Origin of the sequence: Parageobacillus sp. VR-IP (assembly GCF_013357975.1) — a bacterium.
Lineage (GTDB): Bacteria > Bacillota > Bacilli > Bacillales > Anoxybacillaceae > Saccharococcus > Saccharococcus caldoxylosilyticus.
This window is the reverse complement of record NZ_JABVYQ010000005.1, coordinates 147,956-167,072: the sequence shown is the minus strand read 5'-3', so window position 1 is coordinate 167,072 and position 19,117 is coordinate 147,956. Positions and strand designations below refer to the sequence as shown.

The 19,117-nt window shown below is 47.3% G+C and carries 18 protein-coding genes; 1 reads left to right on the top strand and 17 read right to left on the bottom strand.

The window, feature by feature from the left end:
* Positions 1-123: 123 nt before the first annotated feature.
* From gndA to mce, 6 genes are all read right to left on the bottom strand, one after another.
* Positions 124-1,536 carry an NADP-dependent phosphogluconate dehydrogenase gene (gndA, locus tag HT574_RS13870; protein ID WP_017435253.1) on the bottom strand — a complete coding sequence of 471 codons (1,413 nt, stop codon included), beginning with the start codon at positions 1,534-1,536 and terminating at the stop codon, positions 124-126.
* Positions 1,537-1,702: 166 nt separating this feature from the next.
* Positions 1,703-1,882, bottom strand: coding sequence for a hypothetical protein (locus HT574_RS13865; protein ID WP_175245055.1), 180 nt, complete (start codon positions 1,880-1,882; stop codon positions 1,703-1,705).
* Positions 1,883-2,178: 296 nt separating this feature from the next.
* Positions 2,179-2,637 carry a chemotaxis protein CheW gene (locus HT574_RS13860; protein ID WP_175245054.1) on the bottom strand — a complete coding sequence of 153 codons (459 nt, stop codon included), beginning with the start codon at positions 2,635-2,637 and terminating at the stop codon, positions 2,179-2,181.
* A gap of 70 nt (positions 2,638-2,707) precedes the next feature.
* The gene (locus HT574_RS13855) at positions 2,708-3,826 is read right to left on the bottom strand and encodes a tripeptidase T (RefSeq protein ID WP_175245176.1); all 1,119 of its coding nucleotides are present in this window, start codon (positions 3,824-3,826) and stop codon (positions 2,708-2,710) included.
* Between the two features lie 141 nt (positions 3,827-3,967).
* On the bottom strand, positions 3,968-5,518 hold the full coding sequence (locus HT574_RS13850) for an acyl-CoA carboxylase subunit beta (RefSeq protein WP_175245053.1): 1,551 nt from the start codon (positions 5,516-5,518) through the stop codon (positions 3,968-3,970).
* Between the two features lie 3 nt (positions 5,519-5,521).
* The gene (gene mce / locus HT574_RS13845) at positions 5,522-5,938 is read right to left on the bottom strand and encodes a methylmalonyl-CoA epimerase (RefSeq protein ID WP_175245052.1); all 417 of its coding nucleotides are present in this window, start codon (positions 5,936-5,938) and stop codon (positions 5,522-5,524) included.
* Between the two features lie 391 nt (positions 5,939-6,329).
* Here mce and prli42 point away from each other — a divergent pair, with 391 nt between their 5' ends.
* Positions 6,330-6,422, top strand: coding sequence for a stressosome-associated protein Prli42 (prli42, locus tag HT574_RS20245; RefSeq protein ID WP_017435246.1), 93 nt, complete (start codon positions 6,330-6,332; stop codon positions 6,420-6,422).
* Between the two features lie 97 nt (positions 6,423-6,519).
* Here the strand turns inward: prli42 and HT574_RS13835 are convergent, their stop codons facing one another.
* The 11 genes from HT574_RS13835 to HT574_RS13785 all read right to left on the bottom strand — a co-directional run bounded on the left by HT574_RS13835 (position 6,520) and on the right by HT574_RS13785 (position 19,115).
* Positions 6,520-7,026: a L,D-transpeptidase gene (locus HT574_RS13835; protein ID WP_175245051.1), complete on the bottom strand. Its 507-nt coding sequence runs from the start codon at positions 7,024-7,026 to the stop codon at positions 6,520-6,522.
* An 86-nt stretch (positions 7,027-7,112) separates the two neighbouring features.
* The gene (locus HT574_RS13830; RefSeq protein WP_175245050.1) at positions 7,113-8,072 is read right to left on the bottom strand and encodes an aromatic acid exporter family protein; all 960 of its coding nucleotides are present in this window, start codon (positions 8,070-8,072) and stop codon (positions 7,113-7,115) included.
* Positions 8,073-8,136: 64 nt separating this feature from the next.
* Positions 8,137-8,859 carry an amino acid ABC transporter ATP-binding protein gene (locus tag HT574_RS13825; RefSeq protein ID WP_175245049.1) on the bottom strand — a complete coding sequence of 241 codons (723 nt, stop codon included), beginning with the start codon at positions 8,857-8,859 and terminating at the stop codon, positions 8,137-8,139.
* Positions 8,852-9,511, bottom strand: coding sequence for an amino acid ABC transporter permease (locus HT574_RS13820; protein ID WP_017435242.1), 660 nt, complete (start codon positions 9,509-9,511; stop codon positions 8,852-8,854). The genes HT574_RS13825 and HT574_RS13820 overlap by 8 nt, the downstream gene beginning before the upstream one ends.
* A 75-nt stretch (positions 9,512-9,586) precedes the next feature.
* Positions 9,587-10,366, bottom strand: coding sequence for a transporter substrate-binding domain-containing protein (locus HT574_RS13815; protein ID WP_175245048.1), 780 nt, complete (start codon positions 10,364-10,366; stop codon positions 9,587-9,589).
* Positions 10,367-10,594: 228 nt separating this feature from the next.
* Positions 10,595-11,026 (bottom strand): BrxA/BrxB family bacilliredoxin, encoded by a 432-nt coding sequence (locus HT574_RS13810; protein WP_175245047.1) that lies wholly within the window; start codon positions 11,024-11,026, stop codon positions 10,595-10,597.
* A gap of 39 nt (positions 11,027-11,065) precedes the next feature.
* Positions 11,066-12,166: a methylmalonyl Co-A mutase-associated GTPase MeaB gene (gene meaB / locus HT574_RS13805; RefSeq protein WP_175245046.1), complete on the bottom strand. Its 1,101-nt coding sequence runs from the start codon at positions 12,164-12,166 to the stop codon at positions 11,066-11,068.
* On the bottom strand, positions 12,163-14,358 hold the full coding sequence (gene scpA / locus HT574_RS13800) for a methylmalonyl-CoA mutase (RefSeq protein WP_175245045.1): 2,196 nt from the start codon (positions 14,356-14,358) through the stop codon (positions 12,163-12,165). Before scpA ends, meaB begins: the two co-directional genes overlap by 4 nt.
* Positions 14,351-16,396, bottom strand: a complete 2,046-nt coding sequence (locus HT574_RS13795) for a methylmalonyl-CoA mutase family protein (RefSeq protein ID WP_175245044.1) — start codon at positions 16,394-16,396, stop codon at positions 14,351-14,353. The genes scpA and HT574_RS13795 overlap by 8 nt, the downstream gene beginning before the upstream one ends.
* A 369-nt stretch (positions 16,397-16,765) precedes the next feature.
* The gene (locus tag HT574_RS13790) at positions 16,766-18,073 is read right to left on the bottom strand and encodes a dihydrolipoamide acetyltransferase family protein (protein ID WP_175245043.1); all 1,308 of its coding nucleotides are present in this window, start codon (positions 18,071-18,073) and stop codon (positions 16,766-16,768) included.
* A 58-nt stretch (positions 18,074-18,131) separates the two neighbouring features.
* Complete coding sequence (locus HT574_RS13785) at positions 18,132-19,115, bottom strand: alpha-ketoacid dehydrogenase subunit beta (protein WP_017435234.1); 984 nt, start codon at positions 19,113-19,115, stop codon at positions 18,132-18,134.
* Positions 19,116-19,117 lie beyond the last annotated feature (2 nt).

Genomic DNA, 19,117 nt, shown 5'->3' with positions numbered 1-19,117 from the left:
CATATAAATTTATATATTATTTTATTTAAATATGTATATACCTATTTAAAATAATAACAAGATAAAACGTCTATATAATAAAAAAACAAAACCCCAACCGTAAACGGTTGGGGTTTTTATCTATTACTTTTTCAGCCATTCTGTGTGGAAAATACCTTCTTTATCGACGCGCTCATACGTATGCGCACCAAAATAATCGCGCTGCGCCTGAATTAAGTTTGCTGGCAATGTTTCCGTCCGGTAGCTGTCGTAATAAGCTAATGCACTCGAGAACGCCGGAACCGGGATACCGCGCATGACGGCAATCGCAATAATTTCACGCAGCGCTTCCTGATAATTTTCGACGATGTCTTTGAAATACGGATCCAACAATAAGTTTGGCAACTGTGGATCACGATCGTATGCTTCTTTAATTTTTTGCAAAAATTGGGCGCGAATGATGCAGCCGCCGCGGAAAATCATCGCGATATTGCCGTATTGCAAATTCCAATTATACTCTTCAGACGCTGCTCTCATTTGTGCGAAACCTTGGGCATACGAGCAAATTTTGCTCATGTAAAGCGCTCGGCGCACCGCTTCGATAAAGTGGGCGCGATCGCCTTCAAACGGTTTCACCGCCGGACCGGAAAGAAGCTTGCTCGCTTTCACGCGCTCATCTTTCATTGCAGAAATAAAGCGGGCAAACACCGATTCCGTGATGATTGGAAGCGGCACTCCTAAATCAAGCGCATTTTGGCTTGTCCATTTCCCTGTTCCTTTTTGACCGGCTTTATCTAAAATCAGATCGACAAGCGGCTTGCCTGTTTCTTCATCGATTTTCGTGAAAATATCGGCCGTAATTTCAATTAAATAGCTGTTTAATTCGCCTTTATTCCATTCAGCAAATACTTCGTGCAATTCTTGGGCGTTTAAGCCAAGCACATGCTTCAGCAAGAAGTACGCTTCGGCAATGAGCTGCATATCGCCGTATTCAATGCCGTTATGCACCATTTTTACATAATGGCCGGCGCCGTCCGGACCGATGTACGTCGTGCACGGCTCGCCGTCCACTTTCGCGGCGATCGCTTCGAAAATCGGGCGCACAAGCTCATGCGCCTCTTTTTGACCGCCCGGCATGATCGACGGGCCTTTTAATGCGCCTTCCTCTCCGCCGGAAACGCCCGTGCCGATAAAATGAATGCCAAGTTCGGCTAATTCTTTGTTGCGGCGCTGTGTATCTTTGAAATACGTGTTGCCGCCATCGATTAAAATATCGCCTTTTTCTAGATATGGCTTTAATTGTTCAATGGTTGCGTCCGTCGGTGCGCCCGCTTTCACCATCAACAAAATTTTCCGCGGTTTTTCAAGCGCATTGACAAATTCTTCAATGCTATATGTACCAACAATATTTTTTCCTTGCGCTTCTTGTAAAAATTGATCCGTCTTTTCGCGGGAACGGTTATACACGGCAACTGAATATCCCTTGCTTTCAATATTTAACGCAAGGTTTTTTCCCATTACTGCTAACCCAATGACGCCAATTTGTTGTTTTGCCATCGTCAAACGTTCCTTTCTATAACTTTTTATTTGTTCATGAAAGAACATACCATAGTTCATTTTATCATATCAAGTTTTGAATTACATTTAGAGCGATTTAGAAAAGCTTGCCGCGTACTTCTTAAATAAAAAAAGAGTCCCGAACCCAGGACTCTTTAAGATAATCTTAATATCCGCCATATCCGCCGTATTGATGGCCGTATGGATAGTGCGGGAAGTGATGATAATACGGATAGTGCGGGAAGTGATGGTAATACGGATAGTGAGGATGATACGGATAATGATGATGTGGGTAATGCGGGTAGTATCCGCCACCCGGATACATTCCAAATTGTCTTTCGTCCATTTAAGATCCCCCTTTGGCACTTCACGTGGTAATGACAAGAAAACGAGTGGAGTTCGTTCTCTCCTTTTCTAGGATATGTGCGGAATACAAAAATGTATGGGCAAACACCTAAAAATAAAAAGGCTGCGTACAGCAACCCCTCATCATTATTCCTTATCTTCTTGTGCCAACACTTGCTTTGCATACTCGCGAAAATCCTCGAGATGCTTTTCGACAATCATTTGAACGATCTGCAAATTGATCGCCTGATCATCATGAACCACAATATCATCACTGTCTAAGGAAAAAGCCACCAATCATTGGTGACTATGGATATGCTCCTTAATCTCGTCTGCTTCTTCCAAATGGGCAAATAATCGGTTTGGGTCCATTAATATAATCAACCGCTCCGGCAGGCTGGCGACCCCGACAAGATAAGGTGTTTGCTGATAGGCAAGCATATTGACTTGCTTTACCGCTTCTTCCGGAATATCGAGAATCTCTTTCGCCTCATCGACAATAAAGGCAACGGAAATATCTTCAGCCGTGGTGACGACCAGTCGCGTCTTGTCCGTTTCTTCAAATGAACGCTCGTACAGCAGTTTGCGTGTATCAAGCACCGGCACCAACTCGCCGCGAATGCGAACGACCCCGATCATATACTCAGGCATTTGCGGAATAATGGTCGGCTCCACCATTTTTTCAATGGAAATGACATATTCGATCGGAACCGCGTATTGCTCACGTTCGATCTGAAAAATAACAAACTTGTTCATTCCACCGTCTCCCCTCATTGCTCACAACTCTTCTTATATAAAAGGAGCATCCAAACATGGATGCCCGTTATTATTTCGCTACTTCTTCAACGATTGCGACAACCATTTCCGTTAATTTGACAAGCTCTTCAATCGGCATGCGTTCGTTCGTCGTATGAATATCTTCGTAGCCGACCGCTAAGTTGACCGTCGGAATGCCGAAACCGGCAATAACGTTCGCATCGCTGCCGCCGCCACTGCGCAATAATTCACAAGGACGCCCGATTTTTGCCGCGGCACGTTTCGCAATTTCGACAACATGGTCGCCGTCGCCGAACTTAAAGCCTGGATACATGACTTCAACCTCTACTTCCGCACGTCCGCCCATTTCTTCCGCAACCGTTTCAAATGCCTCCTTCATTTTCGTGACTTGCGCTTCCATTTTTTCAGGCACTAAGGAGCGCGCTTCTGCTAAAATATCGACGCGGTCGCAAACGATATTTGTTTGTGTTCCGCCTTCAAAGCGGCCGATGTTTGCCGTCGTTTCTTCATCGATACGTCCAAGCGGCATTTTTGCAATCGCTTTTGCGGCAATCGTAATCGCTGATACTCCTTTTTCTGGAGCGACACCGGCATGCGCCGTTTTGCCGTGCACGACGACTTTCAATTTCGCCTGTGTCGGAGCGGCAACGACAATGTTGCCAACTTTGCCGTCGCTGTCTAGCGCATAGCCAAATTTTGCTTGAATCAATGACGAATCGAGTGCTTTCGCCCCGACAAGCCCAGATTCTTCCCCTACAGTAATAATAAATTGAATCACGCCGTGCGGAATGTTTTGCTCTTTTAAGACGCGAATCGCCTCAAACATCGCCGCCAAGCCCGCTTTATCGTCCGCTCCTAAAATCGTTGTTCCATCGGTGACGACATATCCGTCTTGAATCGACGGCTTGACGCCTTTTCCCGGCACGACTGTATCCATGTGCGACGTGAAATAAATCGGATCAACACCTTCTTTTGTCGCCTCTAACGTACAAATTAAATTGCCGGCGCCGTGTCCGGTTTTTGCCGCGGCATCATCTTCGATGACATGCAGTCCAAGCGCTTCGAATTTTTGCTTTAATACTTTGGCGATTTCTCCTTCATGCTTTGTTTCCGAATCGATTTGCACGAGTTCCAAAAATTCGTCGACCAAACGTTGCTGATTGATCATCTTCATTCTTCCTCCTGCTTATGTATGTACTCACTTAAAAGTATAACCGATTTTGCCAATGATTGCGAAAAATTGTTTTTGAAGAATAAGAAGCGAATAAATCAACCCCGTTGCCACGAATGGACAGCGGGGTTTACTATTTTATAGCGGAATATTGCCATGCTTTTTCTGAGGGCGTTCCTCGTGTTTATGTCGGAGCATCTCCAGCGCCTGAATAAGCCTGATTCTCGTGTCACGCGGGTCGATGACGTCATCGATCATGCCGTATTTGGCGGCGACATATGGGTTGGCAAACTTTTGCCGATATTCTTCAATCTTTTGCGCCCGAGTTTCTTCCGGATTCGGGCTGTTTTCGATTTCGCTGGCAAAAATAATGTTCGCCGCTCCTTGCGGCCCCATCACGGCGATTTCGGCGTTCGGCCACGCATAGACGACGTCGGCACCGATCGACTTGCTGTTAAGCGCCACATACGCGCCGCCGTATGCTTTCCGCAAAATGACAGTAATTTTTGGAACCGTCGCTTCAGAATACGCATACAAAATTTTCGCGCCGTGGCGGATGATGCCGCCGTGCTCCTGCTTGACGCCCGGGAAAAAGCCGGTGACATCTTCAAACGTAATAAGCGGGATGTTAAAGGAATCGCAGAAGCGGATAAAGCGCGCTGCTTTGTCAGACGAATCGATGTCAAGCCCGCCGGCCATAAATTTCGGCTGATTGCACACCAGCCCGACGACTTCGCCTTTGATGCGGGCAAAGCCAACAACGATGTTTTTCGCGAAATCTTTTTGTACTTCCATAAACGAGCCTTCATCGACAACCTGCAAAATGACGTTGCGCACGTCATACGGCCGGACCGCATCAATCGGCACGACATCGGCTAAATCGGGACGATAGTCGTCTTCGTTTGGAATCGGGCCAAACGGCGGTTTTTCTTGACTGTTTTGCGGCAAATAGCTTAATAGCTGCCGTACTTGATGGAGCACTTCTTCCTCGGTTGCTCCGGAAAAATGGGCGTTGCCGCTGATCGTGTTATGGACGCGGGCACCGCCTAAATCTTCAGCGCTAATTTTTTCTCCCGTCACCGCTTCGATCACTTTCGGGCCTGTAATAAACATTTGGCTCGTCTTTTCGACCATGAATACAAAATCGGTGATCGCTGGCGAATAGACAGCGCCGCCCGCGCATGGTCCCATAATGACGGAAATTTGCGGAATGACGCCGGAATAAATGGCGTTGCGGTAAAAGATATGCCCATATCCGTCTAACGACAATACCCCTTCTTGAATGCGCGCGCCGCCGGAATCATTCAGACCGATGACTGGCGCTCCCGTTTTAGCCGCTAAATCCATAATGTTGGCGATTTTTTTCGCGTGCATTTCTCCAAGCGCGCCGCCAAATACCGTGAAATCTTGTGAAAAGACAAATACGGTGCGGCCGTTGATTTTCCCGTATCCGGTCACAACGCCGTCTCCAGGGCCCTTTTTTCCATCAAGACCAAAATCGGTGCAGCGATGTTCAATAAACGGGTTCAACTCGACAAACGTCCCTTCGTCGAGAAGCAAATCAATTCGTTCGCGCGCGGTCAGTTTTCCTTTGGCGTGCTGCTTTTCAATTTTATCATCGCCGCCGCCAAGCTCGATTTCGCGACGCCGATCATACAGCTCATTAATTTTGTCATACATATCAGCCATCGCTTACACCTCCGCATCCTTTCTCTCGCAAAGTTCGTACAAAACTCCTCCGGTTGACTTCGGATGCATAAAGGCGACAAGCGCCCCTCCGGCGCCGCGCTTTGGCGTCTCTTGAATCATGCGAATTCCTTTTTCTTTCAACTCGTTGATCCGTTCTTGTATATCGTCCACTCCAAGCGCGATGTGATGAATCCCTTCACCGCGCTTTTCGATAAATTTTGCAATCGCGCTTTCCGGCGATGTGGGTTCTAACAGTTCGATTTTCGTTTCTCCCGCTTTCAAAAAGGCGACTTTTACTTTTTCCGATTCCACTTCCTCCACGCCGAGAAATTTTAGCTGCAGTATATCGACATAAAATGGCAGCGTTTTCTCAAGCGATTTAACGGCGATGCCGACATGATCAACCTTTTTTACGTTCATCGTCAATCCCCTTTGCTGTTAAAATAATGTGAACATTATGTATGTTCGCTCTTTCGACAAAAAATCCTGCTTTTTCATGACAATCATGGACAAGTTTTTTCCCTTGTCCTTATTTTTCCGCCACTGTACAATGGTAAACAGAAACGCCCGTCTTGCAGAAGGAGGTGTAGACCTGGTTGCTAAAATCGTTGTCGTGTACGGACCAAGGGAAGGAATGGTACGCGACAGGCACCGTCGCTGACAGCGGGCCACGGGGTGTCTTTCACGGCAGGTGAATAACAAGGGGATTCCCTTCCTGATGGAACTCAGGTGTTTCCTGAGCGGCAAGCGGTGTTTCCCGGTTCCATCACGAGAAGTCGATTTTTATAGATTTTAGTAACCAGGAAATACAATGTCCCGGAAAACACAAAAGTTCGTCGTTTATTTAATGTTGATTTCCATGCTTATTACCACGATTTTAGCCGGCATTAGCATGTGGTTTTAATTAGAAAAGCGGAGGTGGAGGGGTTAACCGTTTTTCAGCAGGTCGCTTTGTCTGCACGAAAAAGGCAGGCTCCGTGATCAGGAAGCTTGCCTTTTCGTCAAAGCGCCCCATATCGCTTGGCAATCGAATAAAACGATTCATTGCTGCGGATAATCAGCACTTTTGTGCCGATCGGCACTTTTTCGTATACCTGTTCGACGTCTTGATTATACATGCGCACACAGCCTAGCGAGACATATTTTCCGATGGAGGCCGGGTTGTTGGTGCCGTGAATTCCATATATGCGGCCGCCCGTTCCTCGCGCATCAAAACCGATCCATCGCGTTCCAAGCGGATTGTTTGGCGCACCGCCTGGGATGTTTTTTTTGCGGTAATACGGATTTTTCGCTTTCACCGTCACGGTAAACAGCCCTTCCGGCGTTAATGACGCATTGAATCCCGTCGCCACTGGATATACCGATTCAATTTTTCCGTTACGGATAAAGGCCATTTTATTGGTTGTCTTATTGATAATGATCAACGGAGTTATCTCCGCCGCGGAAAAGTCAAGAAACGGCAAGTACGAAGAAACGAACAACATGGCTGCTAGCAGAAAGCGTACCATTTTGTTTCACCCTTTTTCCGTTGTTTTGTTATAGTGTGAAACAAACGCAGGGCAAGCATGCATCGTTCGCCCATCAAAGCGGAAGTTTATTTTTTCCTTTCCGATATACCAAACTGACTTTTAATAATTAGATATTGCTCCAACTCTTTTACTAAATGCAATAGCGCGGCGCGTTCTTCAAATTCTTCGCGTGTTTTTGGAAGCGGCATCGTTTCAAACCGTTTTCGCATATCATAAAGCTCGCGGAGAAAACGGTCGGCCGTATTGCCCGGATGAATGGCATCGCTTAATTTGTCGATAAAATCGGCGATCATCATGCGTTGCTCCACCGTATACGTCAGCGAAGTAACAAGCGGCAGCACTCTTTCTATAATTTCCAGCTGTCTTTCCCGCATGCGAAAATAATGAACATATTCGTCCTCGTACCGCAGCATGCGATTTTCGACATTGCGCAGCGCCAATTGCTTTGCCTGCTGCAGTATCTCGGCCGCAAGCGGCAATTCTTTTCCGTCCCAATCCGTTTCATTTGTGCGCAAATAGCGGACAATCTCTTTTAAAATAATGCGGAATAAATCTTCGACAATGCGCTGATATTCCTTAAGCTTCTTTTCTACGCTTGGCATATACATATTCATCAACAGCGCCACGCTCATGCCGATGACAATCAGCAGCAGCTCATTGAAAATAATGGACCATGCAAACTGCCTTGCTGCATACAAATGGAGAATAATAACCGAGCTGGTGACGATCCCCTCATTTACCTTCAGCCATACGGTCGTCGGAATAAAAAAGAGAAGCAATAGTCCGACCGTAAACGGATAATAGCCGATCCCTCGGAAAAAGATATAAGAAAACAACATCGCTACGACACAGGCGACAAAGCGAGCCCATGCCGTTTGCAGTGATCGTTTTTTTGTGACTTGAATGCATAAAATCGTAATGATGCCAGCAGAGGCAAAATTATGTAACCCTGCTAGCTGGGCGATGCTAATCGAAAGCGCGGTGCCTATTGCTGTTTTCGCTGTGCGGTATCCGATTTTCACCATTTCTTCATTCCCCTGACCAAAATTAAAAAAGATGATCCAAGGACCATCTTTTTATTGTACTTCATTATAACATCTTTTCAAGAAATTCTTGAGCCCGCTTGCTTTTCGGAGATGCAAAAAATTCATGTGGCGGTGCGTCCTCGATAAGCTGACCGCCGTCTAAAAACAATACACGGTCGGCGACTTCACGGGCAAAGCCCATTTCATGAGTAACAATCGCCATCGTCATTCCCGTATGGGCAAGCGACTTCATTACTTCAAGCACTTCTTTGACCATTTCCGGGTCAAGCGCTGACGTTGGTTCGTCAAACAGCATCACATCCGGCGACATGGCAAGCGCCCTTGCAATCGCCACGCGCTGCTTTTGCCCGCCCGACAGCCGGCTTGGATATTCGTTTGCCTTTTGTTCCAATCCGACCTTTTTCAACAACTCGATGCCTTTTGCCTCCGCTTCGGCTTTCGTCATTCCTTTTACTTTAATCGGGGCATACGTGACATTTTCAAGCACGGTCATATGTGGAAACAAATGAAAATGTTGAAACACCATGCCGACATGCTGGCGCACTTTCATAATATTTGTCTTTTTATCCGTAATTTCCTGGTCACCAATCCAAATTCTCCCCCGCGTCGGTTCCTCCAACAAGTTTAAGCAGCGTAAAAACGTCGATTTTCCCGACCCGGATGGACCGATCACCGCCACTACCTCGCCTTGCTTAATCGTTGTCGTAATTCCTTTTAACACTTCTAATTTCCCAAACGATTTATGCAAATCCTCGACTTTAATCACTTTTTCTCAATCTCCCTTCTAACGCTTTGCCAAGTAGCGTAAGAAGCATGACTAAAACATAGTAAATACATCCAGCAATCAATAGCGGCTCAATATACCGATAAACTTGTCCGCCAACGATGTAAGCACGCCGCATGACATCCATCGCTCCAATTACCGTTACAACCGCAGATTCTTTCGTCAATGTAATCAATTCATTCATCAATGCTGGCAAAATATTTTTCAGCGCTTGCGGCAAAATAATGTCTCGCATCATTAGCTTATATGGAACACCAAGTGCCAGCGCCGCTTCCCGCTGTCCTTTATCAACGGCTAAAATGCCGGCACGGATAATTTCAGAGACATAGGCGGCAGAGTTTAACCCAAACGCGATGACCGCTGCGGGAAACGCGTCAATTTCAAAACCGGTAAGCTGCGGTATTCCAAAATAAATAAGAACAAGCTGTAATACAAGCGGCGTGCCGCGAAACACGGATGTATAGGCATCGGCAAACCATGTCAAAACCTTCATTCCGCCAATCTTCATTAACGCTAAAATAACTCCAAACACAAACCCTAACAACGCCGCAAAAACGACAATTTTTAACGTAACCGCGATTCCTTGCAATATATACGGAATTGATGGAACAATTTGCGAAAAATCTAAATTCACGCGACCCTTCATCCTTCCTTGCAACATAGTGAAAACGTTCAAAAAGGAGATCAGATCCTTTTTGAACGCATAACTTTACTGGTCAAACCATTTTTTTATCAACTTGTCCACTTCGCCGTTTTTCATTTTTTCTTGCAATACTTTGTTAAACTCATCGCGCAGCTTGCTACCTTTCGGGAAGGCGATAGCGGAGCCTGCTTCTTGTTCGCTTGTTGGCATCGTGTGCCCTTCTAATTTGCCATTGCTATTTTTCAAATACCCTTTTGCGACTGTATCTTCGATAATCGCTGCATCAAAGCGCCCTGCTTGAATCTCTTGAATTAACTCCGGAATGCGGTTTCGGCTTTCAATTTTCATGTCAACTGTCTTTGCAATTTTATTTGCTTCTCCTTCTTGAATCGAGCCAGTTTGAACACCAACCGTTTTTCCTTTTAAATCTTCGACCGTTTTAATGCCGCTTCCTTTTTTGGAAACGATCATGTTTCGCGCTACATAATACACATCCGAGAAATCAACGCTTTTCTTGCGTTTTTCCGTCGGTGTCATTCCCGCCAACACAAAATCGACTTTTCCCGACTGCAGTGCTGGGATAAGACCAGTAAAATCCATATCCACGATTTGAATTTCATATCCCAATTCTTTCGCAATCATTTTCGCCAAATCGACATCAAAGCCAATAATGTCATTCCCTTTCGCCGTATCAATATATTCAAATGGCGCATAGTCGGCGGAAGTGCCCATTTTTAATACTTTCTTTTGCTCCCCGCTTCCGTTTTTCTGCCCCCCTGTGCCACACGCCGAGAGCAAACCAATTAATAGAATGCTAGAAATAAGAACCAATAACGATTTTTTCATACGGTGTCTCTCCCTCTCTGCTCAAAAAAACTAAATAATTTTTATAATATTATGAATAAGTTTTAAAGATTAATAATACACACTTTGTTTTTGAATATATATTCTACGTTTTGTATATTAACACATTGAGTAATAATTATGCAATTCATTTTTTTATTATAAATAAATCATTTTTACTTTTTGAAAATAACAAGCAAATAAATAACGGAGCTGAATTTTTCAGCTCCGTTATACTTCATCACAATATTGATCAAATGCCGCCTGCAGCTTTTGAACGACTTCAATCGGCTCATGCCCTTCGATTTCATGGCGATGAATTATCATACAAAGCTTGCCATCCTTTAATAAAGCGAAAGATGGAGAAGAAGGCGGCTGTCCTTCAAAATATTCCCTTGCCCGCGCCGTTGCCTCTTTATCTTGTCCGGCAAATACGGTTACAAGATGGTCTGGACGTTTGTCATAATGAATCGCGTGTGCCGCCGCAGGACGAGCAATGCCCCCCGCACAACCGCATACCGAGTTAATCATCACAAGCGTTGTGCCTGGACGCTTGAATGCCGCATCAACTTCTTCAGGAGTACGCAACTCTTCAAAGCCAGCTTCCACGATTTCGCGGCGTGATTGTTCCACAATATCATTAAATAGTGGAAATTGAAACATGCTAAACACCTCCTTCTCCTATCGTATCACATTTTTCCATTATGACCTACTTTCATATATCTTAATGAGTTCCCGTACCGCGGAAGTAACGGATTGTGTTCCAGAAATAACCTTATTTTCAATGACCGGCAGCTTCTCTTTTACCGCAGGATGGGAAAAGAAACTTGTTTCTAAATAATCTTTAATCATCGAGTAAATCCAATCTTTTTGTTGATGGCGCCGGCGCATATCAAACACGCCCGACTGTTTCGTCGTTTCCACAAACTTCTCAATCACGTTCCAAATCTCTTCGATGCCTTCTCCTAAAAGCGCCGAGCACGTATACGCTTTTGTTTCCCAGCCCGGCGTTGCTGGACGCAAATAGTGGAGAAATTGATTGTATTCTTTTTGGGCCGCCAACGCTTTCAGCTTATTGTCGCCATCCGCTTTGTTAATCACAATCGCATCGGTTAATTCCATAATCCCGCGCTTCATTCCTTGCAATTCGTCACCTGCTCCGGTCAACACCAGCATTAAAAAGAAATCGACCATGCCGCGAACGACAAACTCGCTTTGCCCGACGCCGACCGTTTCGACTAAAATGATGTCATAGCCCGCCGCTTCGCAAAGCATCATCGTTTCCCGCGTTTTGCGGTGCACGCCGCCAAGCGCTCCGCCTGACGGGGACGGACGAATAAAAGCGTGTGGATGGCGGGCCAGCGTTTCCATCCGCGTTTTATCGCCGAGGATGCTGCCGCCGGTAATGGAACTGCTCGGATCGACCGCCAGCACAGCGACGCGATGGCCTTTTTCGCATAAAAACGTGCCAAACGCTTCGATGAACGTGCTTTTCCCCGCTCCCGGCACACCGGTGATGCCGATGCGGATCGACTTGCCGACGTGCGGCAAAAGTTTATTTAGCACTTGCTGGGCGATGTCCATATGCTTCGCGGCATTGCTTTCCACCAAGGTGATCGCCTGCGCCAAAATCGTGCGGTCATTGTTTAGCACGCCGGCGACATACTCCTCCACGGACCGTTCTTTTCGTTTCACCCACCGCTTTGGGGCAGACGGAGGAGCCGTTTTCACATACGTAGTGGCAAATTCGTCTCCCCTGTCCTCTTCCACCCATTCGGGGCGCTGTGTTCGTTCGTCGCTCATTGGCTCACTTCCTCGTAACCGAGACGTTTATAAATTTCTTCGATCACTTTTTCGGCGGCAACTGGAATAACTGTTCCCGGCCCGAAAATGGCAGATGCGCCGTGTTGATATAAAAACTCATAATCTTGCGGCGGAATGACGCCGCCGACAACAACGATAATATCTTCGCGGCCAAGCTTGCGCAGTTCTTCCACCAATTGCGGCAGCAGCGTTTTATGACCGCCGGCGAGCGAGCTGATGCCAACGACATGGACATCGTTTTCAACCGCTTGACGCGCTGTTTCTTCCGGCGTCTGGAACAGCGGGCCGATGTCGACGTCAAATCCTAAATCGGCAAACGCCGTCGCGATCACTTTCGCTCCGCGGTCATGGCCGTCCTGCCCCATTTTCGCAATCATAATCCGCGGGCGGCGCCCTTCCAGTTCATAAAATTCAGCGGTCATTTTTTTGACGCGTTCAAATTGCTCTTCATTTTGGAATTCGGAGCTGTACACGCCGCTAATCGAGCGGATCACCGCTTTATGGCGTTTCGCTACTTTTTCAATCGCATACGAAATTTCGCCCAATGTCGCACGGACGCGCGCCGCCTGCACGGCCAATTCAAGCAAATTTCCTTCTCCTGTTTCCGTCGCTTTCGTAATCGCGTCAAGCGCCTCTTGTACTTTTTGCTCATCGCGGGAGGCGCGCAGCTGTTTTAATCTTTCAATCTGGCGCATCCGCACCGCCGTATTGTCGACTTCTAAAATTTCAATCGGTTCTTCTTTTTCCGGACGGTATTTGTTGACGCCGATGATCGTTTCCGCCCCGGAGTCAATGCGTGCTTGGCGTCTTGCCGCCGCTTCTTCAATGCGCATTTTCGGAATCCCCGTTTCAATTGCTTTGGCCATGCCGCCAAGGCTTTCGATTTCTTCAATATGCTTCCACGCCCGTTTCATCAATTCGTTCGTTAACGTTTCTACATAATAAGAACCTGCCCATGGGTCAATGACATTGCAAATCCCCGTTTCATCTTGCAAGTAAAGCTGTGTATTACGGGCGATGCGCGCCGAGAAATCGGTCGGAAGCGCGATCGCTTCATCGAGCGCGTTCGTATGGAGCGACTGCGTATGGCCAAGCGCCGCCGCATGCGCTTCGATCAATGTGCGCACGACATTGTTAAACGGATCTTGTTCGGTCAAGCTCCATCCCGATGTTTGCGAGTGCGTCCGCAATGCGAGCGATTTCGGGTTTTTCGGGTTGAACGTTTTCATCATTTTCGCCCACATGATGCGCGCCGCGCGCATTTTCGCAACTTCCATGAAATAATTCATGCCGATCGCCCAGAAGAAGGAAAGCCGTGGCGCGAAAGAGTCGATATCAATTCCTGCTTTTAAGCCAGTGCGCACGTACTCCAATCCGTCAGCGAGCGTATACGCCAATTCAATATCAGCCGGCGCCCCCGCTTCTTGCATATGGTAGCCGGAAATGCTGATGCTGTTAAACTTTGGCATGTATTTTGAAGTGTACTCAAAAATATCCGCAATGATGCGCATCGACGTTTCCGGAGGATAAATGTAAGTGTTGCGCACCATATATTCTTTTAAAATATCGTTTTGAATCGTCCCGGAAAGCTTGTCTTGCGTGACGCCTTGCTCTTCGGCCGTAACAATATAAAACGCCATAATCGGCAGCACTGCGCCGTTCATTGTCATCGACACCGACATTTGGTCAAGCGGAATGCCGTCAAACAAAATCTTCATATCCAAAACCGAATCGATCGCCACCCCTGCTTTGCCGACGTCGCCGACGACGCGTGGATGGTCGGAGTCATAGCCGCGGTGGGTGGCAAGGTCAAAGGCAACGGACAGCCCTTTTTGCCCCATCGCCAAATTGCGGCGGTAAAAGGCATTGCTTTCTTCCGCTGTCGAAAACCCCGCATATTGCCGGATCGTCCACGGCCGATTCACGTACATCGACGGATACGGCCCGCGCAAATACGGTGGGATTCCCGGCATATAATCAAGAAAATCATAATCTTCGATATCTTTTTTCGTATAAAGCGGCTTAATGGCGATATGCTCATTCGTCTGAAACAGCAGGTCATCGATGGATGCCCGCACCTTGCCTTCAATCTCCCGCTTCCATTGTCGCTCATCTGCCGTTTGTTTTGTGATTTCTAGCGAAAGATTGGTAAAATCAACTTGTTTATTCATTGAGGGCCACCCCCATCTCTTTCATAAACGATACAATCATTTCATAACAGTTCGAACCGATATGGATAAAGCCATCGACCCCAGCCTCGATGAAAGTCTGTTCGATATCGGCCGGCTGTTTTCCGGCGACATATAGCTTCGCGTTTGGCTTTGCCTGCTTGAACGCTTTGGCGATCGCCGGAACAATATCAGTGTAGCTTTCATCCGAGCCGCAAATAACATAATGCGTCCCGTTTGCATTGATTGCTTCTGACACCGCTTCCTCAGCGCTATGAATGCCTTCGCTTTTTTCAACAGCCATCCCGCCGGCTTCAAAAAAGCCGGTAATAAAATCGGCGCGCGCTTTATAGTTTGGAATATTTCCGATATTGATGAGATGAACGGCAGGGCGAGAACCGTATTTTTTCATATAGGCTTCCGAAGCTTTGCGCAGCCGTTCGAACGGTTCGGCAAGGCGCCATTGTGTAATCGGCTTGACATGGATGGACGCTTCCTCTGTTTTCAATGCTGCTTCGATTTCCCGAGCGGTTGCTCGGCGCAAAGCCATGTCAACTGCCGTTTTGATCCATTGCTGATTGGCAAAGCCCGCCTGCAGCGCGGCAGCATGCTCTTTGTTGATGACGGATGAAGACCGCTGATGTTCGTTGCTTATATTCGTTTTTTCAACCGGTGCTTCCGCCAAGTTCGCGTAAAAATTGGTGCCGACAATTTTTTCTTTTCTCGTTTCGACGTTTTTCTTGCGCTGCCTTGCAACTGCTTCCACTTGCTCCTGCACAAAGCCGTCCGCGAGCGCCTGAACGATGCCGCCTCTTGCTTCAACTTGCTGGAACAGCTTCCACGCTTCTTCCGCCACTTGAGCCGTCAACGTTTCCACATAGTACGAACCGCCAGCCGGGTCAATGACATTGGCGATATGCGCTTCTTCCAACAAAATCAGCTGCGTGTTGCGGGCAATTCTCCGCGAAAATCTATCAGCTGGGCCGATCGCTTCGTCAAACGGAGAAACATGAAGGCTGTCTGTGCCGCCAACCGTTGCCGCAAACGCCTCGGCCGCCGCGCGAAGCATGTTGACATACGGATCGTACACTGTTTTCGTAAAATAGGACGTGCGTGCATGCATCGCGATTTTTTGCGATGACTCACTGCCGCCAAACGCTTTGACAATATTGGACCAAATGAGCCTTGCCGCGCGAAGCTTGGCGATTTCCATAAAAAAGTTGGAACCGACAGAGAACGAAAACTGGATTCGCGGCGCAATGGCATCAACCGCCACTCCTCTATCTAAGCAAGCACGGATATATTCCACTGCTGTTGCAAAGGCGAAAGCCAGCTCTTGCACCGCGTTCGCTCCGCCATTATGATACGGCTCGCCGCGGACGATCACCGTTTTTACGTTTGGCATATGTTCTTGCGCCCACTTCGTTACATCCACCATGACATCATATAAAGCCGCAACCGATGGAGAGAGCTTTCCTGTTTCCGCCAGCGCGCCGATGGGATCCATGCCAATCGTTCCACGCACCGTATTAAACGGTATTTGCCGTTGTTGCAAATAAGCGGCGAACAGCGCTAAAAATGAAAGCGACTGTGCTCCCGCATCGACGCGAAGCGAATACGTATCCAATGAAATACCAGAAAACATAGCTTCGATATCGTCAAGCGATGTAACTGGAAATCCTAACCGCTCCAATACGATATGGATTTCCGTTTGCCCTTTTTCCAAATCATGTTTGACGATCTCGTTCCACTCGGTTGGACTACTTGCGGAAATTTCCTGGCTTACTTTCCAAGGTTCTTTGATATATCCATTTGGCCTGGTGCCGCGGATATAATTAGCAAAACCGGGATACTGTTCGATATAGGCAAGCTTCTCTACATCATGGCGCGTATAAATAGGCTGAATCGTGATATTCTCATATGTAGTCGAATACAATTTTTCGAACGGTTTCCCTTTTAATGACTTTTCCACTTCCTGCTTCCACTCCGCAAAGCTTGGAGCGGGAAACGTCACATTTTTCATCGTTGAAATATCGCTCACTATGTTTTCCCCCTTTTCAGTGCTTTCTCCCATCCATAGAAACCGCTTTCTTTTTCACTTTTAAAAATATTACTGATATTTTTTATTGTAGTACATGTGCGTCGTTCTAGCAACGAACAAAAAACGTTTGCGAAAAGACAAAGCCTAAAATCGATCAAATTCCATTTGCTTTTTCATAGACGCTAAAACAAAAACAATGCCATGGGCCGTATATTCTTGCAATGCATACCAACAATTATCGGCTTTCATTTTTCCTGTTCCATCACTTCCGTAATAATAAATCATTTTTTCTAAGAGAAATTTCTATTAAAGAGTATTATAACACGAAAAACCTCACCACAAACGAATTTGCGGTGAGGTTCTCCTATATTAATAAATCGGCGTATTGTCTTTCGATACGTTTTCCAAAATCTCTTTGACACGCGCCAGGAAGCGGCCGCAAATGAGACCGTCTAAAACGCGGTGGTCAAGCGATAAACATAAGTTCACCATGTCGCGGATCGCGATCATGCCGTCTTTGACAACCGGGCGTTTGACAATCGATTCGACCTGCAAAATCGCTGCTTGCGGATAGTTGATGATGCCCATCGATTGCACCGAACCGAAAGAGCCGGTGTTGTTCACTGTAAACGTGCCGCCTTGCATGTCTTCCGGGCGGAGTTTGCCGGCGCGCACTTTGGCGGCGAGCTCGGCGATTTCACGGGCGATGCCTTTGATTGATTTTTCGTCGGCGTGCTTAATGACTGGCACGAATAACGCATCATCTGTTGCAACGGCGATTGAGATATTGATATCTTTTTTCTGCACGATTTTGTCGCCCGCCCACATCGAGTTGAGCTGCGGGAATTCTTTGAGCGCCTGGGCGACCGCTTTGACGAAGAAGGCAAAATACGTTAAATTGAAGCCTTCGCGTTTTTTGAATTCGTCTTTGATTGAGTCGCGATATGCAACCAAGTTTGTGACATCGACTTCGACCATCGTCCAGGCGTGCGGAGCTTCGTGCTTGCTGCGAAGCATGTTCGCGGCGATCGCTTTGCGCACCGGTGTGACCGGAATTTCGATGTCTCCTGCTTGAACAGGGACGTTTGGAGCCGTCGGTTGTTTTGGAGCAGCTGCTGGTTCTGCTTTTGGCGCTTCCTGCGCTGGTGTCGGCTGCGGTGCAGGCTGGGCCGAAGCGGCTGGCTGCCCACCGGCTTTCGGGATATTTCCGGATTCAATGAGTTTTAACAAATCTTTGCGCGTAATCCGTCCGCCCAGCCCCGTTCCTTGCACTTGCTCCAAATCAATATTATGTTCTTGAGCGAGGCGAAGAACGGCTGGCGAATAGCGCCCTTTATTGGCCCGATCCGCTTTTTTCGGAGCTTGGGCAGCTTCTTCCTTTGTTTCTTCTGCTTTCGGTGCTTCCTCTTGTTTCGTTTCCGCTGCTGTTCCTTCTCCTTCCACTTCCATTGTACAAATCACGGCGCCAACCGACAGCGTTTCTCCTTCCTTCGCGATAATTTCTTTGATCACGCCCGTAAATGACGAAGGAATTTCCGCGTTTACTTTATCGGTCATGACTTCGGCGATCGGATCGTATTTATTGACTTTGTCGCCGACGGAAACGAGCCATTTGCTGATCGTGCCTTCGGTGACGCTTTCCCCAAGCTGGGGCATGGTAAGTTGTTCAATTGCCACGTAGATGACCTCCTATCTCCGTTCAAATCTGCATTTTGAATCGCAAAAATCCGCCTGCTTAAAACGCTGCTAGCTTGCGCATCGCTTTTTCCACTTTATCCGGGTTGACCATAAAGAATTTTTCCATCGTTGGCGCGTATGGCATCGCCGGAACGTCTGGGCCGGCAAGGCGCATAATTGGCGCATCTAAATCAAACAAGCAATGTTCAGCGATAATGGCGGCCACTTCGCTCATGACGCTTCCTTCTTTGTTATCTTCCGTAATCAGAAGCACTTTTCCTGTTTTGCTTGCTGCTTCAATAATCGCTTCTTTATCTAACGGATATACCGTACGCAAATCAAGAATATGAACGGAAATGCCATCTTGCGCTACCCGTTCTGCCGCTTGCAGCGCAAAATGAACGCATAACCCATACGTAATAACGGTAATATCGTCGCCCTCGCGTTTAACGTCGGCTTTGCCGATTGGCAATACGTAATCGTCTTCCGGCACTTCGCCTTTAATCAGACGATACGCGCGCTTATGTTCAAAGAAAAGAACCGGATCTTCATCGCGAATCGCTGCCTTCAAAAGCCCCTTCACATCATATGGAGTCGATGGCATGACAATTTTTAAACCTGGCTGGTTCGCAAAAATCGCTTCCACCGATTGTGAATGATATAATGCGCCGTGAACGCCGCCGCCGTACGGGGCGCGGATGACGATCGGGCAGTTCCAGTCGTTGTTTGAACGGTAGCGAATGCGGGCCGCTTCAGAAATAATTTGGTTGACCGCCGGCATGATGAAATCGGCAAATTGAATTTCGGCAATCGGGCGCAGTCCGTACATCGCCGCGCCAATGCCGACGCCAACGATCGCGGATTCAGCCAGCGGAGTGTCAATGACTCGCTCTTCGCCGAACTGTTCATACAATCCTTGCGTCGCTTTAAATACTCCGCCTTTTTTGCCCACGTCTTCCCCTAATACGAAAACGCGCGGGTCGCGTTCCATTTCCTCACGAATCGCCATCGTCACAGCATCAATATAGGAAATCACTGGCATCG

Excerpts from the sequence above, each read along its gene's own strand:
- HT574_RS13815 (WP_175245048.1), bottom strand. The coding sequence starts at position 10,366 with ATGAAAAAATCGTTATTGGTTCTTATTTCTAGCATTCTATTAATTGGT.
- HT574_RS13835 (WP_175245051.1), bottom strand. The coding sequence starts at position 7,026 with ATGGTACGCTTTCTGCTAGCAGCCATGTTGTTCGTTTCTTCGTACTTG.
- HT574_RS13810 (WP_175245047.1), bottom strand. The coding sequence starts at position 11,026 with ATGTTTCAATTTCCACTATTTAATGATATTGTGGAACAATCACGCCGC.
- HT574_RS13850 (WP_175245053.1), bottom strand. The coding sequence starts at position 5,518 with ATGGCTGATATGTATGACAAAATTAATGAGCTGTATGATCGGCGTCGC.
- HT574_RS13865 (WP_175245055.1), bottom strand. The coding sequence starts at position 1,882 with ATGGACGAAAGACAATTTGGAATGTATCCGGGTGGCGGATACTACCCG.
- gndA (WP_017435253.1), bottom strand. The coding sequence starts at position 1,536 with ATGGCAAAACAACAAATTGGCGTCATTGGGTTAGCAGTAATGGGAAAA.
- prli42 (WP_017435246.1), top strand. The coding sequence starts at position 6,330 with ATGTCCCGGAAAACACAAAAGTTCGTCGTTTATTTAATGTTGATTTCC.
- scpA (WP_175245045.1), bottom strand. The coding sequence starts at position 14,358 with ATGAATAAACAAGTTGATTTTACCAATCTTTCGCTAGAAATCACAAAA.
- HT574_RS13785 (WP_017435234.1), bottom strand. The coding sequence starts at position 19,115 with ATGCCAGTGATTTCCTATATTGATGCTGTGACGATGGCGATTCGTGAG.
- HT574_RS13830 (WP_175245050.1), bottom strand. The coding sequence starts at position 8,072 with ATGGTGAAAATCGGATACCGCACAGCGAAAACAGCAATAGGCACCGCG.
- mce (WP_175245052.1), bottom strand. The coding sequence starts at position 5,938 with ATGAACGTAAAAAAGGTTGATCATGTCGGCATCGCCGTTAAATCGCTT.
- HT574_RS13855 (WP_175245176.1), bottom strand. The coding sequence starts at position 3,826 with ATGATCAATCAGCAACGTTTGGTCGACGAATTTTTGGAACTCGTGCAA.
- HT574_RS13860 (WP_175245054.1), bottom strand. The coding sequence starts at position 2,637 with ATGAACAAGTTTGTTATTTTTCAGATCGAACGTGAGCAATACGCGGTT.
- meaB (WP_175245046.1), bottom strand. The coding sequence starts at position 12,166 with ATGAGCGACGAACGAACACAGCGCCCCGAATGGGTGGAAGAGGACAGG.